Genomic DNA, 15343 nt, shown 5'->3' with positions numbered 1-15343 from the left:
GATATTCAGACGACCTTGGCGCTGGCGAGCATGGCGTGCAACAGTACGTTGGCGCCGGCTTCCAGATGCTCAGGTTTGGCGTCCTCGATTTCGTTATGGCTGACGCCGTCCTTGCACGGTACGAAGATCATGCCGGCCGGCGCCAGGCGCGCGGCGTAGATCGCATCGTGGCCGGCGCCAGAGACCACATCCATGGTCGCGTAGCCGAGCATCGCCGAGGCATTGCGCACTTCGCTCACGCAGTCGGGATGGAAAGGGCAGGGCGGGAAATAAGACACACGCTCCAGCTCGATTTTCAGTCCGGTCTTCTGGCGGGTTTGCTCCAGATAGGCCAGCAAATCTTCATGCATCTGGTTCAGCGTCTCGTCGCTGACGTTGCGCAGGTCGATGGAAAATTTCACCTGTCCCGGAATCACGTTGCGGCTGTTCGGCATCACCTGCACCTGGCCGACGGTGCCGCGGCCGTAAGGCGGATAGCAGTTTGCGATGGCGACGACTTCCTGCATGATGTAGGTGGATACCTGCAACGCATCCTTACGGATTTCCATCGGCGTCGGGCCGGCGTGCGATTCAAAACCGGTGACCGTGCAGTCATACCACGACAGGCCGAGTACGGCCGGCACCACGCCGATGACGGTGTCGGCGTTTTCCAGCACCGGACCTTGTTCGATGTGCGCTTCGTAATACGCGCCGATAGGATGGTCGCCGCACTTCTGCTCGCCGATGTAGCCGATGCGCGTCAGTTCATCTTTCACATTCTTGCCGTCGACGTCGGTGGCGCCGTAGGCATGCTCCAGCGTGAACGCGCCGCAAAACACGCCCGAGCCCATCATCACCGGCACGAAGCGCGAGCCTTCTTCATTGGTCCACACCGCGACTTCGATCGGCGCTTCGGTCTGGATGTTGTGCTGGTTCAGCGTGCGGATCACTTCCATGCCGGCCAGCACGCCGTAGTTGCCGTCGAACTTGCCGCCGGTCGGCTGGGTGTCGATGTGCGAGCCGGTAACCACCGGCGGCAGGTCGTTGTTGCGGCCGTCGCGGCGCATGAAGATGTTGCCGATCTGGTCGACCACGACGCTCATGCCTTCCTGTTTCGCCCAACTGCTGACGAGGTCGCGGCCCTGCTTGTCGAGATCGCTCAGCGCCAGACGGCAGACGCCGCCCTTGGGGGTTGCGCCGATTGCGCCCAGATCCATCAGCGAGTTCCACAGGCGTTTGCCGTCGATGCGTAAATTGGTGATGCTGGTTTTCATGTCCATGATGACTCCGTCAAATTCGGTTTGTGCTGCAACTCAGTTCTTCATTTAAGCAGCAAGATTTACGCCAAGATAGCGGTCTTTCGCGCTGTCGTCGGCGAGGAATTCTGCATTGGTCGCGGTATAGGCGATGCGTCCCTGTTCGACAATGTAATGCCGATCCGCCAGTTGCGTGCAAACCTCCAGGTTTTGCTCGACCAGGATGATCGACATGCCGGTCGCCTTGATCAGTTTGATCTGCGCCACGATCTCGTCGACGATCACCGGCGCCAGCCCTTCGACCGGTTCATCCAGCATCAGCACCTTGGGATGCGTCATCAGCGCGCGCGCAATCGCCAGCATCTGCTGCTCGCCGCCGGACAGCTGGCCGCCGCCGTTCTTGCGGCGCTCTTTCAGGCGCGGGAAGATCTTGTACACGTCTTCCAGGCCCCACGCCGAATCCTTGCGCGCCGCCATGGTCAGGTTCTCTTCTACCGTCAGCAGCTTGAAGATGCCGCGATGCTCCGGCACCAGGCAGACACCGCGTGAGGCGATCTTGTAGGCCGGCAGGCCGGCGACGTTGTTGCCTTCGAACATGACCTTGCCCTGGCGCGGCTCGACCACGCCGACGATGCTTTTGAGCGTCGTGCTCTTGCCGGCGCCGTTGCGGCCCAGCAGCGTGATCACTTCGCCGGCGGCGACCTGCAGCGACACGCCCTGCAGGATATGGCTCTTGCCGTAGTAACTATGAATGTCCTGTACGTTGAGGATCACGTTGTCTCTCCTGCTTTTGTTTCAGCTTTCTTTCCGCCGGTAATCATGCTGCCCAGATAAGCGCGGCGCACGCGTTCGTCGTTGCGGATATCGTTGGGTTTGCCCTGCGCCAGAATCTGCCCCTGCTGCATCACGGTGATGCTGTCGGAGATATCCATCACGATGTCCATGTTGTGTTCGATCAGCACCACGGTGTAGTTGTCGCGCAGGCTGTGGATCAGTTTTTTCATGTCGGCGATATCGTCGATGCCCATGCCTGAGGTTGGTTCGTCGAGGAAGATCACCTTCGGCTGTCCCGCCATCGCCATGCCGACTTCCAGACGGCGTTGCTGGCCGTGCGAGAGTTCGGAGGAGAGGCGGTCGGCCACGCTTTGCAGATTCAGGCGCGTCACCAGTTGTTCGGCGATGTCGCAGGCCTGGTGCAGCAATTCGGGCCGCTTCCACGGATTGAGCGCCTGCGCCGGACGCGTACCCTGTGCGGCCAGCCGCAGGTTCTCGCGCACGCTCAGGTTGGGGAACAGGCTGGTCACCTGGAACGAACGCGCCAGGCCCTTGCGTACGCGCTTGTAACCGGGCAGGTGCGAGACTTCTTCGCCTTCGACCAGGATGCTGCCCTCGGTGATAGCCGTGGTGCCGGTCAGCGTATGAAACAGCGTGGTCTTGCCGGCGCCGTTGGGACCGATCACGGAATGCACGGTGCCCGGCAGGATATCCAGCGTGATGTTATTGACGGCGGTGAACTTGCCGTAGCGCTTGGTGACATTCACCGCTTTGAGGATGGGCGTACTCATCAATGGCTCTCCTTGGCGATGTCGGTACTCATACTGTTTTTCGCGGCAGGGCGCAGGCGTTGCAGCAGCGATTGCGCAAGACCGTACAAGCCCTTGTGCATGTACAGGCTCACGCCGATCAGCAGGAAGCCGAGCAGCATCAGCCAGCGCGGCCACAGCGTCGACAGCCAGTTGCCGATCAGGACGTAGAAGGATGCGCCCAGCACCGAGGCGAACAGGTTGCCGGTGCCGCCGATCACGGTCATGATCAGGATCGATTCGCTGGTGTGGTATTCGATGTTCGACAACGGCGCGACGCCGGTCATCATCGCGTGCAGCCCGCCTGCAAGTCCCGTTACCATGCCGGAAATCACGAAAGCAGCAAGCTTCAGCAAGGTCACGTCGTAGCCCACTGCGGAAGCGCGCGCCTCGTTGTCGCGCACCGCCAGCAGGGTGCGTCCCAGCACCGAATCGACCACGCGTTGCAGCAGCCAGAACACCACTACGAACAGGATCGCGACGAAGCTGTAGTACTGCCACGAGGTCGTGGTCGGCAACAAGGTATGGCCGAACACCGACAGGTTGGGGCGCGGGATGTCGAGCAGGCCGTTGTCGCCGCCGGTGATGTCCTTCATCGTGTAGGCGAGGAAGTAGAACATCTGCGCAAACGCCAGCGTCAGCATGACGAAGTAGGTACCCTTCTGGCGTATCGAAAACCAGCCGACCAGCAGCGCAATCAGCCCGCCGATGACGGCGGCGATCAACAGGGAAATCAGCAGCGGCGCCTTCAGGTGCAGCAAAGCCAGACCCGTGGCATAGCTGCCGATACCGAAGAATATCCCCTGGCCGAACGACATCAGTCCGGTATAGCCGAGCAGCAGATTGCACCCCAGCGCAGCCAGCGCATAGATCAAGACTTCGGTTGCCAGCGTGCCCGAACCGACGCACAGCGGCAGCAGCAACACCACGGCAATGGCCAGTAGCGTGAAGCGGAAATGAGCGATATGTTTCATGTCGGTCTCCTCAGCTGGCGCGGCCGAGCAGGCCGTTGGGACGCAGCAGCATGACCGCCGCCATCGCCACATAAATCATCAGATGCGCGCCTTCCGACCACACCGTGCTCATCACGCTCTGCACGATGCCGACCAGGATGCCGCCCACCAGCGCACCGGAAAAACTGCCGAGGCCGCCGATCACCACCACCACGAAGGCGATGCCCAATGCTTCCACGCCCATGAACGGTTCCACACCGCGAATCGGCGCCGCGAGTGCTCCCGCCAGACCCGCAGTGAATGCGCCGAGCGCGAACACCAGGCTGAAAATGCGAGCAATATTCAAGCCCAGCAGCGACACCATTTCGGTCGATTCGCTGCCGGCGCGCACGATGGAGCCGAGGCGCGTGCCTTCAAGAATCCACCACAACAGCAGCGCCATCACAGCAGTGAGCGCGATCACGAACAGGCGATATTTCGGATACACGAAACCGCCGGCCATGACCACGCCTTGCAGCAGGTCCGGCGGCGAAATATTGTTGCCCAGCGGGCCCCAGTAAGAGATCACGGCCTCCTGCAACACCAACGCCAGACCGACGGTAAAGAGAATATGGAAGTGATGCGGCAGCGCATAAATATGGCGCAATACGAAGCGCTCAACCAGAAACGCGAACATGCCGACGACGACGGGAGCGATCAGCAGGGACCACCAGAAATTGACGCCCATTTCACCGAGCTGGAAGCAGAAATAGGCACCCAGCAGGAAAAATGCGCCATGCGAAAAATTGACGAAACGCAGCAGGCCGAACACGATGGACAAGCCCACCGCCAGCAGGAAATACAGCATGCCGATGCCGACGCCATTGGCAATTTGCAGCAGATAGATATTCATGAAACCTCAATACGTTGAGAAGCGCTCGCGACGGCGGCAGATGCGATTCGCCCAAGACTTTCTTTGAGCAATCACAGTCGTCGACCTGTTCCTGATCCGTAGCGAGAAGCCGTCAGCCGGTAGCGGCCGGAGCGGAGGAACCGGAGTGTACTTGGGTACACGAGGATTCCGAGCACCGCCCGCTGCCGGATCACGGCTTCGCAGTAGGATCAGGGACAGGTCAGCCCAGCTTGCACATTGTTTTATCGAGCGCGAGGAACGATTTTCCGGACGAGATGATGTCCGCATAGTCGTTCTTGTTGCGCATCTTGGACTTGGCCTTGCCCTTGAGCAGGTAATAGTTCTTGATGACCTGATGATCGCCCTTGCGGATTTCTTCGGTGCCGGTCAAGCCTTCGTACTTCATGCCTTCCATGGCCGCGATGACCGCTTTCGGATCGGTGCTATTGGCCTTGATGATGGCGTCCAGCATGATCTTGGTGCAGATGTAGGAACCGGCCAGGCTGTAGTTCGGATCGATCTTCAGCGAGTCGTTGACCAGTTTGACGAACTCCTTGTTGAACGGCGAATCGATCGCGTGCCAGTATTGCGCGCCGAAGTAGACGCCGTCGCAGATGTCCGCACCCAGTGTCTCGAATTGCTCCAGGCCCGACGCCCAGGCCATCAGGATGGTGCAGTTGTTCTTCATGCCGAAGCTCACTGCCTGGCGCAGCGTGTCCGACGATTGCGAACCGAAATTCAACAATAACAGCACGTCCGGCTTGGCGGCCATGGCGTTGGTGAGGTAGCCGCTGAACTCTTTTTCGGCCAGCGAATGGTAGCTGTTGCCGACGTGTTCGATGCCTTTTTCCTTGAAGATCGCTTTCGCGGCGCTCAGCAAACCGTCGCCGAAAACGTATTGCGGCGTGATGGTGTACCAGCGTTTGGCGTTCGGCATTTTTTCCAGCAGCGGACGCACGGTTTGCTCGATCGCGCCGAAGGTCGGCACCGACCAGCGGAAGGTGGCGCGGTTGCAATCGCTGCCGGTAATTTCATCGGCGCCTGCCGTGGTGATGAAGATGCTGCCGCCTTTTTCCGCTTCCTTGCCCATCGCCAGCGCTTCGCCGGAGAGGATGCCGCCGGCAAAAAAGCGCGTGCCTTTTTCCATCGTCTCTTGCATCTTGCGCACGGCGGTCGCCGGTTTTCCTTCTGTGTCCAGCGTGGTGTAGCTCAGGTTCTTGCCGAGCACCTTGCCGTATTTTTGCAGCGCCAGCTTCATGCCCATGTCGGCATATTTGCCATTGGCGGCGAACGGACCGGACATCGGAACAGGACAGCCGAACTGGATCGCATCGGCTTGCGCAAACACATCGGTGTAAGACAGGGCGCCTGGTGCGGCGAGTGCGGACAGCTTGAGAAAATCACGACGATTCATCATATTCACATCTCCAAAAATGACTGTGCATTGAAAAGGTTAAATCAATCTCTTGTGACGCAAGTTCTATGCCCGTGTTGATGAAAAAATCATCATCGCGACGAGAAAAAATCTACTGCAGGGACATGTGGAAATGCACCGCGTTTACCTCGGTAAGAACGGTGTGATGATGAAGGCTTTGCGACCTTGCGCGCATGCGTATGGACGCCTGCTGCAAACCATGATGACGATGGATCATGTTGCTCCTCCTGGTTTAATGTCTCTGTTTGTTTTTGTCTGCTGCTTTTATTTTTTACTGCCGCGAATGTCGGCATGGTCATGTGTTTTTACATGCCTGCTTTTTGGTTTTTTCGCGTTACTGCATGCTACGTGAATTACGTCCTGCGCTGCTTTTTCTTTTGATGAATTTAATTCTCCAATTCCGTCAATGTCGGTGCGTTTTCAACATCACTTTGCACCATCAATTTCCTCTGCTGCACCAATACTTCACGTCGCAGAATCCGGCGCTGAAAACAGCGACGGCATGAGGTTCGCTCATGCCGTTTTTCTTTCTCATTTCTGCGCTGTTTTCATCGCACTTTCAGATGCACCGCAGACTTACTTCATCTGCGGGAAGGCGAACTCGGCGCCGGCGCTGGCGGTGTTCGGCCAACGTTGCATCACGGCCTTGGCGCGGGTGTAAAAACGCACGCCTTCCGGACCGTAGACATGATGGTCGCCGAACAGGCTGCGCTTCCATCCGCCGAAGCTGCTGAACGCCATTGGCACCGGCAGCGGCACGTTGACGCCAACCATGCCGACTTCGATCTGACGTACGAACTCGCGCGCTGCGCCGCCGTCGCGCGTGAAGATGGCGACGCCGTTGCCGTATTCGTGGTTGTTGATCAGTTCGACTGCGGTGGCGACATCGGGTGCGCGCAACACGCACAGCACCGGTCCGAAAATTTCTTCCTTGTAGATGGTCATCTCGGGCGTGACGTGATCGAACAAGGTGCCGCCGACGAAGAAGCCGTTTTCACGACCCGGCACTTTGTAGCCGCGGCCGTCGACCACCAGCTTCGCGCCTTCTTCGACGCCCTTGCCGATCAGACCTTCGATGCGTGCTTTCGCTGCGGCGGTAACGACCGGACCCATTTCGGCATCTTTTTCCATGCCGTCGTTGATCTTCAGGTTACGCGTGCGTTCGGCCAAAGCGGCGACCAGCTTGTCGCCCGCATCGCCGACTGCAACCGCTACCGAGATCGCCATGCAGCGTTCGCCGGCGGAACCGTAGGCGGCGCCGATCAGTGCATCGACCGCGACTTGCATGTCGGCGTCGGGCATGACGACCATGTGATTCTTGGCGCCGCCCAATGCCTGCACGCGCTTGCCCTTGGCGCTGCCGCGCGCATAGATGTATTCGGCAATCGGCGTCGAGCCGACGAAGCTGATGGCTTTGACTTTCGGGTGATCGAGCAGCGCATCGACGGTGACCTTGTCGCCCTGGATCACGCTGAACACGCCGTCCGGCAAACCGGCTTGCTGCAACAGCTCGGCGATCAGCAGCGAGGCCGACGGATCGCGTTCGGACGGCTTGAGGATGAAGCAGTTGCCGCAGGCCAGCGCAATCGGGAACATCCACATCGGCACCATCGCCGGGAAGTTGAACGGCGTGATACCGGCTACCACGCCCAGCGGCTGGCGCATCGACCAGGCGTCGATGCCGCGTGCGATCTGATCGGTGTATTCGCCCTTGAGCATTTGCGGAATACCGACCGCGTACTCGACCACTTCAATGCCGCGCGCCACTTCGCCTTGCGCATCGGAGAAGGTCTTGCCGTGTTCGCGGGTGAGGATGGCGGCGAAGTCGTCGGCGTGTTGCTGGATCAGGTTCAGGAACTTGAACAGCACGCGTGCGCGCGTCAGCGGCGGCGTGTTGGACCACGCCGGGAAAGCGGCGACGGCGCTGGCGACGGCGGTATCGACTTCTTCCGCCGTGCCCAGCGCCACGCGCGCTACGGCAACGCCCAAGGCAGGATTAAAGACATCGGCGTAGCGGTCGCTGTTGGTGTCGACGCGGCGTCCGCCGATGAAGTGAGTAATTTTTTCCATGTTGTGCAGATGCTTTTCAGATTAATCCAGGGTTTTCAAAATCGCAGCGAGCTTGCCGAACAGTTCGTCGATGTGTTTCTTCTCGATGATCAGCGGCGGCGACAAGGCGATGATGTCGCCGGTCACACGGATCAGGATGCCGTCGTTGAAAGCACGGCGGAAGGCGTCGTAGGCGCGTGCGCCCGGCTTGCCCGGAATCGACGACAACTCGATGCCGGCGATCATGCCGATGGTGCGGATGTCGATCACGTTCGGCAGGCCGCGCAGCGAATGCGCCGCTTCCTGGAAGTAGTCGGCGACGCCGTTGGCGTGTTCCAGGATGCCGTCCTGTTCGAAGATGTCGAGCGAGGCCAGGCCGGCGGCGCAGGCCAGCGGATGGCCGGAGTAGGTGTAGCCGTGCAGCAGTTCGATGCCGTCCGGACCCTGCATGAAGGCGTCGTGGATATGCGGTTTGACGAACACGGCGCCCATCGGCACCACGCCGTTGGTGAGGCCCTTGGCGGTGGTGAACAGATCCGGCTCGACGTCGAAGTAGTCGGACGCGAATGGTGTGCCCAGGCGGCCGAAGCCGGTGATGACTTCATCGAAAATCAGCAGGATGCCGTGCTTGGTGCACAGCTCGCGCAGGCGCTTGAGGTAACCCTTGGGCGGAATCAGCACGCCGGTGGAGCCGGCCACCGGCTCGACGATGACGGCGGCGATGTTGGAAGCGTCGTGCAGCGTGACCAGGCGTTCCAGTTCATCGGCCAGGTGCGTGCCGTATTCCGGCTCGCCCTTGGTGAAGGCGTTCTTTTCGAGGTTGTGCGTGTGCGGCAGGTGATCCACGCCTTGCAGCAGCGCCGAATTGAAGGTTTTGCGATTGGTGCCGATGCCGCCGACCGACATGCCGCCGAAACCGACGCCGTGATAGCCGCGCTCACGGCCGATCAGGCGGGTGCGGGTGGCGTCGCCGCGGGTGCGGTGATACGCCAGGGCAATTTTCAGGGCGGTGTCGACCGCTTCCGAACCGGAACCGGTGTAGAACACTTGCGAAAAACGGTTGCCGGTGTATTGCTTCAGGCGTTCGGCCAGTTCGAATGCCATCGGATGGCCGAGCTGGAAGGACGGCGCATAGTCCAGCGTCGCCACGGCCTTTTGCACGGCGGAGACGATCTTCGGTTGGGCATGACCCAGCGGTACGCACCACAGGCCGGCGGTGCCGTCGAGGATGGCGTTGCCGGCGTCGTCGCGGTAGTACATGCCTTCGGCCGAGACCAGCATGCGCGGGCTGGCCTTGAAGTTGCGGTTGGCGGTATAGGGCATCCAGTAAGCGGAGAGGTCGGAAGAGGACAGTGGTTTGTTCATTTCAGGCGCACCTTGGCGGGTTGACGAAACAAGAGTTGACGAAACAGGAATGGATGAAGGATCGATGCAATGATCAATGAGACGATTATTGCGAGACGCCGCCGGTATTGTTAGATACACTTTGGAATTAACTGAAAAACTGTATTGTTTAATTCAACAATCTGTATTGATAACAGTTGCCGGCGAGACAAGCCCGGCAGCCCGATGTGACTGACGTGACTAATGTGGCGGGGATGGAATGACGAATGCGGCAAAAGCAGTAAAGACGCAGCCCGAGGCGGTTTTCCTGACTTTGGAGCGGAGCGGCGCCACGCGCCTGGTCGAGCAAGTGGTGAGCGGACTGGCGCAATCGATAGCACAGGGCGCTCTGCGCTCGGGTGAACGGCTGCCTTCGGTGCGCCAGTTTGCCGAATCGCACGGCATCGGCGCTTCCACCGTGGTCGAGGCTTACGAGCAACTGGTGGCGCGCGGCCTGCTGGTGGCGCGGCGCGGAGCGGGTTTCTTCATCGCCCCCAAAGGGACCAATATTCCGCCCAGCCTGGCGTTCACGCCGCCCGAGCCGGTCATCGATTCGGCCTGGCTGCTGTCGGAAATGTTTGCCGACGAGCGCGTGCCGATCAAGGCCGGCTGCGGCTGGCTGCCGGGCAAATGGCTGGACGACGAAGGCCTGCATCAGGCTGAGCGCCGCATCATCCGTTCGCCCGGCGCGCAGCAGGTCGGCTACGGCCACCCCTACGGCTACGCGCCGCTGCGCCAGATCATCTGCCAGTTCCTGGCGAACTGGTCGCTGGAAGTGTCGCTCGATCAGGTGCTGACCTCGCACGGCGCGACGCAGGGGCTGGATTTGATCATCCGCACCATGGTCAAGCGCGGCGACACCGTGCTGGTCGACGATCCCGGCTATTGCAATCTGATCGCCATGCTGAAGATGGCCGACCTCAACGTCATCGGCATTCCGCGCACGCCCACCGGCGTCGATACCGAGATGCTGGAGACGCTGGCGCGCACGCACAAGCCGAAACTGTTTTTCACCACCAGCGTGCTGCACAACCCGACCGGCACTTCGTACACGCCGGCGTGCGCGATGCGCGTGTTGCAGGCGGCCGAGCGGCACGGATTCTGGGTGGTGGAGGACGACATCTTCCGCGAGCTGGGCCAGCCGACCGATCCCATGCTGGCGGCGCTGGACGGCTTGCAGCGCGTGATCTACGTCGGCAGTTATTCCAAGACCATCGCGCCGTCGCTGCGCCTCGGCTTCATCGCCTGCCAGCGCGATCTGGCGCGCCAGCTGGTGCATACCAAGATGGTGCTGAGCCTGACCAATTCCGAAATCAACGAGCGCCTGGTGCACAGCGTGCTGACCGAAGGCCATCATCGCCGCCACGTCGAAAACCTGGCCGCATCCCTGCTCAATGCGCAATCGCGCGTCAACAGCAAGCTCAGCGAAACCGGCCTGACGCCGTTCACCACGCCGCGCGGCGGCATGTTCTCCTGGGCCAAGCTGGACGGTTGCGAGCTGAGCGCGCGCGAGATCGCCGACCGTGCGCGGCAGAAGGGAATTTGGCTGGCTCCGGGAGAATTCTTCCATCTCACGCCGCCGGACGAGCCGTGGTTCCGTTTCAATGTGGCGTATGCGGATGCGCCCGAGCTGTATGAATTTTTCCGCACCCTGTGATGTCTAGCTCATTCCCTCCACCACTCATCTGATGAAGCCTGATGCAAAAATTTAACCCTGACTATGCAAGCTCGGCCGGCATTCGCGCCGTGGTGTTCGATTTCGGCGGCGTGCTGTTCGACTGGAATCCGCTGCACCTGTATCAACAACTGATTCCCGACGCCGCCGAGCGCGAACACTTCCTGAGCAATGTTTGCTCCCCCGACTGGAACATCCGCCAGGACGGCGGCCGCACGCTGAAGGACGGCACCGAACTGCTGGTGGCCGAACATCCGCAGCATGAGCCGATGATCCGCGCCTTCTACGATCGCTGGACCGAAATGCTGCGCGGCCCGTTGCATGACGGCGTGGAATTGTTGCGCACCTTGCACGACAAGGAAGTGCCGCTGTTCGGCCTCACCAACTGGTCGTCGGAGACTTTTCCATATGCGCTGGCGAACTACGATTTCCTGCAGATCTTCCGCGACATCGTGGTGTCGGGCACCGAGCAATGCATCAAGCCGGACGACGTGATTTATCAGATCGCGCTGACGCGTTACGGCAAGCATCTGCCCAATCTGAAGCCGTCGGAACTGGTCTTCCTCGACGACTCCGCCAAGAACGTCGAAGCGGCGCGCCGTCTCGGCTGGCATGCGATTCATCATGTCGATTGCGCCGAGACGGTGAAGCAGTTGCGAGAACTCGGCTTGCCTGTCTAAGCGGGATCAGCGACGCGTGTACGCGGCAAGATGCTCGCGCCACGCGTCGGGTTCACCGAGCCAGCGGCCGGCGTCGAGCATTTCGAAGCGGCCGTCCTGCTCCAGCACAAAAGTCGGAAAGCCGTGACCGCCGACCTGCGCCAGCAAGCGGCGGCTGGCGGCGATGTGTTGCTGCAATTCTTCTTCGCCGATGCGCTCGTATGCTTGTGCGAATTCATCGGCATCCAATCCCAGTTCTATCGCCAAGGTTTGCAGCACATCTGTATCGGCAACACGCTTGCCTTCGACGTAATGCGCAACTTGCAAACGCGACAGCATGTCGAGGCCACGCTCCGCAATTTCTTCCGCCGCCAGAATCGCCCTGATCGGCGGCGCTGAGTCGAAGACAGCGGTGTCGTCCAACAGCAAGCCGTTGAAGTAGTCGTCGCCGAATGGCTGGCCGGTCAATTCTGCGATCCGATGATCGTAGGGCATGACGTAATTGCGCAGAGTCGGGCTGACCTGCTGGCGGTTGGCGCCCATCATCATGCCGCCCCCATGGCCGATCACCGGCATGACTTCGCGTGCAACTGCGGCCAGCGGCGCGGCGCCGTAGCACCAGCCGCATAGCGGGTCGTAGATGTAGTGCAGCGCAGTAGCGCCGCTCGCGTTGTGAGTGCTCATGATGCGTTCCTTGAAGAGAGATCGGTAGCCTAACGTGAAACGCCGGCGCATGTGCGCCGGCTATTCAAGACAGGACCTCGTTGATCAATGTGTGTTGACCCGGCTTACCACTTCATCTCGCCCTTGGCGACCTTGGCGCTCAACTCCAGAGACGAGAAATTGGTTGGTGTTGGATAGCGGGCTTTCATCGCCGCGATCAGCGCGGTGGAGTCGGCTGCCTTCGCGGTTTCCGCATCGAAGGCCTTGATGTAATCGCGGGTGTATTTCACCGAGGCGATGTTCATCGGCGCGCCGGCGGCGTAGTGGCCGGGGATGACGGTCTTCGGTTTCAGTTTTTCGATATGGGCCAATGTGCTCAGCCAATCCTTGTGCGACTTTGCGCCTTGCGTATCGGCCATCCAGACGTGTTCGTTGCCATCGACAACCACGCCGCCGACCACCGCCCTGATCGAAGGAATCCAGACGAAGCTGCGCTCCGGTTGCGGACCGTCGAGGCCGATCACTTGCAGCTTCTTGCCTTCCAGCGTCAGCGTGTTGCCGTCAAGGACGTCGGGCACGATGGTTTGCTTCGGCGCATCGGCGCCCAGTTTCGGTCCCCAGAAGGCCAGCTTGTGGGCGACGGTTTCCTTGATGTGGGCAACTGTCTGTGGCGTCGCCAGAATCTTCACGTCGGGATAGGCGGCCTTGATGGTGTCGAGGCCGAAGTAGTAATCCGGGTCGCCGTGGCTGATGTAGACCGCGACCAGTTTCTTGCCGCTGGCGCGGATCTTCTCCACGACTTGCTCTGCCTGGGCGCGGCCGAATTGCGCGTCGACCAGAATCGCATCCTGCTTGCCGCTGACCAGCACCGAACTGACCGGGAACAGCCCTTTGTCGCCGGGGTTGTAGACGTCCAGCTTGAGAGCGTCGCCGGATGCGGTTGTTGCCGCTGCAGCGGCGCCGGCGGCGAGGATGCCGATGGCGGCAGCGATGGCCAGCAATGGGCGGGAAATTATGTGGAAGCGCGAATGCATGTTGATCTCTCCAAAACGGTTTAAGAACGGTTTAAGCACAGGGAAAAGTGCGACGGATGAAGATTAATGATTTATTTGTTTTGGAAAAACAGCATAATGAAACATAGTTTGTTTCTGAAATCGTGCATATGAAGCCAAGGACGGAGAGCGCAACATGGACAGATTGACGGCAATGCAGGTGTTTGTGAGCGTTGTTGACAGCGGCAGCCAGTCGGCGGCGGCCTTGCAGCTGGACATGTCGCGCCCGGTGATTTCGCGTTATCTGGCGGAGCTGGAGGAGTGGGTCGGCGCGCGCTTGTTGCACCGGACCACGCGCCGCCTGAGCCTGACGCCGGCCGGCAACGAGATTCTCGAACGCTGCCGCCAGATGCTGTCTTCCGCTAGCGATCTGCAGAACGCCGTCAGCCAGCCGCAGCAGGCGCCCAGGGGCTTGCTGCGCATCACCACAACCACCTCGTTCGGTCCGCAACTGGCACGCGCCGTCACGGCCTATTGCAAGCGTTATCCGGAGGTGGCGGTCGACCTGATGATGCTGGATCGCACCGTCAATCTGGTGGAAGAGCGCATCGACCTGGCGATCCGCATGACCACCCGGCTTGACCCCAGCCTGATTGCGCGCAGGCTGTCGGTGTGCCGTTCGACGATTTGCGCCTCACCCGATTATCTGCGCGAGCACGGCACGCCGAAGAAGGTGGCGGATCTGGCCCTGCACAATTGCCTGACGCACTCCTATGTCGGAAAAAGCCTGTGGGAGTTCGATCACAAGGGTAAGCAGAGTTCGGTCGCGGTCAGCGGCAACATCAGCGCCAACGAAGCGATGGTCTTGCTGTCCGCCGCATTGGCCGGCGCAGGGATTGCACATCTGCCGTCCTATGCGGCCGCGCCCTATGTGGCGTCAGGCAAGCTGGTGGCGCTGCTGCCGCAACATGAGCCGACCGTGCTCGACATCTACGGCGTGTATGCCTCGCGCAAGCACATGCCGGCGACGCTGCGCACTATGCTGGATTTTCTGGCGGAGAGATTTACCGGCGAGCCGGAATGGGGTGAGGGCTAGATTGGCCCTAGGGTGTGATGCTAAGCAGCTTGTGCACGAGTTCGGAAGAAGTCGCCGCGCCGAATTTACGCATCAGGCGCGCGCGGTGCATTTCCACCGTGCGCGGGCTGAGTTCGACCTGGCGCGCGATCAGTTTGCTGGTCTTGCCTTCCACCAGCAGCGCGGCGATCTCGCGTTCGCGCGGCGTCAGTCCGGGAGCCAGCGGACGCTTGGCGCTGACGTCTTCAAAAGTCCAGATGCCGGCCGCATGCGGATCGCCCTGCACCAGCGACGCGCCGGTGACGTGGCACCAGAACATTTCTTCGTTGGCGCGCTTCATGATGCGCTCGTCGGAGTAAAAACCCTTCTCGTTGAGAATCGGCACCAGCCGCACGCCGGTGCGTTCGAACTCGTCGGGCGTCGGATACAGCACCATGAATGAGAGCCCCGACAGTTCGCCCGGCGCGTAACCGAACATCTTCGCCAGCGCCAGGTTGCTTTGCTGGATGACGCGGTTATGCGATACGCACATGCCGATCGGGGCATGCATGAATACTTGTTCGAAGTCGACGAGATGCGAGTTGCTCATTGTCCGTTGCTAATTCTTGTATCGTAAAAATACTGCTAAGAATCCTCAATAATAAGGCCTGGTGGGAGTTCTAGGTATTTTTACCGTATTGTAGGGGCTATGTCAGCAACCTATGATGCCAGCTGACATTTTCAAACTATAAGAATCGAAAGGAGACACG

At 60.3% G+C, this 15343-nt stretch carries 14 protein-coding genes and 1 other RNA gene; 3 read left to right on the top strand and 12 right to left on the bottom strand.

Annotated features, from left to right (window positions below; genetic code table 11):
• Positions 1-5 precede the first annotated feature (5 nt).
• The 9 genes from AKL25_RS19205 to aptA all read right to left on the bottom strand — a co-directional run bounded on the left by AKL25_RS19205 (position 6) and on the right by aptA (position 9512).
• Complete coding sequence (locus tag AKL25_RS19205) at positions 6-1259, bottom strand: Zn-dependent hydrolase (RefSeq protein ID WP_050479328.1); 1254 nt, start codon at positions 1257-1259, stop codon at positions 6-8.
• 45 nt (positions 1260-1304) lie between these two features.
• Complete coding sequence (locus AKL25_RS19200) at positions 1305-2009, bottom strand: ABC transporter ATP-binding protein (RefSeq protein ID WP_050479327.1); 705 nt, start codon at positions 2007-2009, stop codon at positions 1305-1307.
• Positions 2006-2800 carry an ABC transporter ATP-binding protein gene (locus AKL25_RS19195; protein WP_050479326.1) on the bottom strand — a complete coding sequence of 265 codons (795 nt, stop codon included), beginning with the start codon at positions 2798-2800 and terminating at the stop codon, positions 2006-2008. The genes AKL25_RS19200 and AKL25_RS19195 overlap by 4 nt, the downstream gene beginning before the upstream one ends.
• Entirely contained in the window at positions 2800-3792 is a 993-nt protein-coding gene (locus AKL25_RS19190) for a branched-chain amino acid ABC transporter permease (protein WP_050479325.1), read from the bottom strand. The genes AKL25_RS19195 and AKL25_RS19190 overlap by 1 nt, the downstream gene beginning before the upstream one ends.
• Positions 3793-3802: 10 nt before the next feature.
• A complete protein-coding gene (locus tag AKL25_RS19185; protein WP_050479324.1) occupies positions 3803-4663 on the bottom strand; it encodes a branched-chain amino acid ABC transporter permease in 861 nt (286 codons plus the stop codon).
• A gap of 86 nt (positions 4664-4749) precedes the next feature.
• Positions 4750-4824, bottom strand: a non-coding RNA gene (locus AKL25_RS23890) — sX9 sRNA.
• 59 nt (positions 4825-4883) lie between these two features.
• Positions 4884-6077: an ABC transporter substrate-binding protein gene (locus AKL25_RS19180; protein WP_050479411.1), complete on the bottom strand. Its 1194-nt coding sequence runs from the start codon at positions 6075-6077 to the stop codon at positions 4884-4886.
• Between the two features lie 597 nt (positions 6078-6674).
• Positions 6675-8168 carry a CoA-acylating methylmalonate-semialdehyde dehydrogenase gene (locus AKL25_RS19175; RefSeq protein ID WP_050479323.1) on the bottom strand — a complete coding sequence of 498 codons (1494 nt, stop codon included), beginning with the start codon at positions 8166-8168 and terminating at the stop codon, positions 6675-6677.
• A gap of 21 nt (positions 8169-8189) precedes the next feature.
• On the bottom strand, positions 8190-9512 hold the full coding sequence (aptA, locus tag AKL25_RS19170; RefSeq protein ID WP_050479322.1) for an omega-aminotransferase AptA: 1323 nt from the start codon (positions 9510-9512) through the stop codon (positions 8190-8192).
• Between the two features lie 238 nt (positions 9513-9750).
• On the opposite strand from aptA, the gene AKL25_RS19165 reads away from it, so the two are divergent.
• The gene (locus AKL25_RS19165; RefSeq protein WP_050479321.1) at positions 9751-11187 is read left to right on the top strand and encodes an aminotransferase-like domain-containing protein; all 1437 of its coding nucleotides are present in this window, start codon (positions 9751-9753) and stop codon (positions 11185-11187) included.
• 41 nt (positions 11188-11228) lie between these two features.
• Positions 11229-11885, top strand: a complete 657-nt coding sequence (locus AKL25_RS19160) for an HAD family hydrolase (RefSeq protein ID WP_205627277.1) — start codon at positions 11229-11231, stop codon at positions 11883-11885.
• Positions 11886-11891: 6 nt separating this feature from the next.
• On the opposite strand, the gene AKL25_RS19155 is transcribed toward AKL25_RS19160, so the two are convergent.
• Positions 11892-12548: a DsbA family protein gene (locus AKL25_RS19155; RefSeq protein ID WP_050479319.1), complete on the bottom strand. Its 657-nt coding sequence runs from the start codon at positions 12546-12548 to the stop codon at positions 11892-11894.
• Between the two features lie 104 nt (positions 12549-12652).
• Entirely contained in the window at positions 12653-13561 is a 909-nt protein-coding gene (locus tag AKL25_RS19150; protein WP_050479318.1) for an MBL fold metallo-hydrolase, read from the bottom strand.
• A 154-nt stretch (positions 13562-13715) separates the two neighbouring features.
• Here AKL25_RS19150 and AKL25_RS19145 point away from each other — a divergent pair, with 154 nt between their 5' ends.
• Positions 13716-14615 carry a LysR family transcriptional regulator gene (locus tag AKL25_RS19145; RefSeq protein WP_050479317.1) on the top strand — a complete coding sequence of 300 codons (900 nt, stop codon included), beginning with the start codon at positions 13716-13718 and terminating at the stop codon, positions 14613-14615.
• A 7-nt stretch (positions 14616-14622) separates the two neighbouring features.
• Here AKL25_RS19145 and AKL25_RS19140 read toward each other — a convergent pair whose 3' ends face one another.
• Positions 14623-15183, bottom strand: a complete 561-nt coding sequence (locus tag AKL25_RS19140) for a PAS and helix-turn-helix domain-containing protein (RefSeq protein ID WP_050479316.1) — start codon at positions 15181-15183, stop codon at positions 14623-14625.
• Between the last annotated feature and the right edge of the window lie 160 nt (positions 15184-15343).

This window comes from Herbaspirillum rhizosphaerae, from assembly GCF_001189965.1.
Classification (GTDB): domain Bacteria; phylum Pseudomonadota; class Gammaproteobacteria; order Burkholderiales; family Burkholderiaceae_D; genus Herbaspirillum; species Herbaspirillum rhizosphaerae.
This window is presented reverse-complemented; position numbering and strand designations above follow the sequence as displayed.

Excerpts from the sequence above, each read along its gene's own strand:
- AKL25_RS19205 (WP_050479328.1), bottom strand. The coding sequence starts at position 1,259 with ATGGACATGAAAACCAGCATCACCAATTTACGCATCGACGGCAAACGC.
- AKL25_RS19195 (WP_050479326.1), bottom strand. The coding sequence starts at position 2,800 with ATGAGTACGCCCATCCTCAAAGCGGTGAATGTCACCAAGCGCTACGGC.
- AKL25_RS19190 (WP_050479325.1), bottom strand. The coding sequence starts at position 3,792 with ATGAAACATATCGCTCATTTCCGCTTCACGCTACTGGCCATTGCCGTG.
- AKL25_RS19185 (WP_050479324.1), bottom strand. The coding sequence starts at position 4,663 with ATGAATATCTATCTGCTGCAAATTGCCAATGGCGTCGGCATCGGCATG.
- AKL25_RS19180 (WP_050479411.1), bottom strand. The coding sequence starts at position 6,077 with ATGAATCGTCGTGATTTTCTCAAGCTGTCCGCACTCGCCGCACCAGGC.
- AKL25_RS19175 (WP_050479323.1), bottom strand. The coding sequence starts at position 8,168 with ATGGAAAAAATTACTCACTTCATCGGCGGACGCCGCGTCGACACCAAC.
- aptA (WP_050479322.1), bottom strand. The coding sequence starts at position 9,512 with ATGAACAAACCACTGTCCTCTTCCGACCTCTCCGCTTACTGGATGCCC.
- AKL25_RS19165 (WP_050479321.1), top strand. The coding sequence starts at position 9,751 with ATGACGAATGCGGCAAAAGCAGTAAAGACGCAGCCCGAGGCGGTTTTC.
- AKL25_RS19160 (WP_205627277.1), top strand. The coding sequence starts at position 11,229 with ATGCAAAAATTTAACCCTGACTATGCAAGCTCGGCCGGCATTCGCGCC.
- AKL25_RS19155 (WP_050479319.1), bottom strand. The coding sequence starts at position 12,548 with ATGAGCACTCACAACGCGAGCGGCGCTACTGCGCTGCACTACATCTAC.
- AKL25_RS19150 (WP_050479318.1), bottom strand. The coding sequence starts at position 13,561 with ATGCATTCGCGCTTCCACATAATTTCCCGCCCATTGCTGGCCATCGCT.
- AKL25_RS19145 (WP_050479317.1), top strand. The coding sequence starts at position 13,716 with ATGGACAGATTGACGGCAATGCAGGTGTTTGTGAGCGTTGTTGACAGC.
- AKL25_RS19140 (WP_050479316.1), bottom strand. The coding sequence starts at position 15,183 with ATGAGCAACTCGCATCTCGTCGACTTCGAACAAGTATTCATGCATGCC.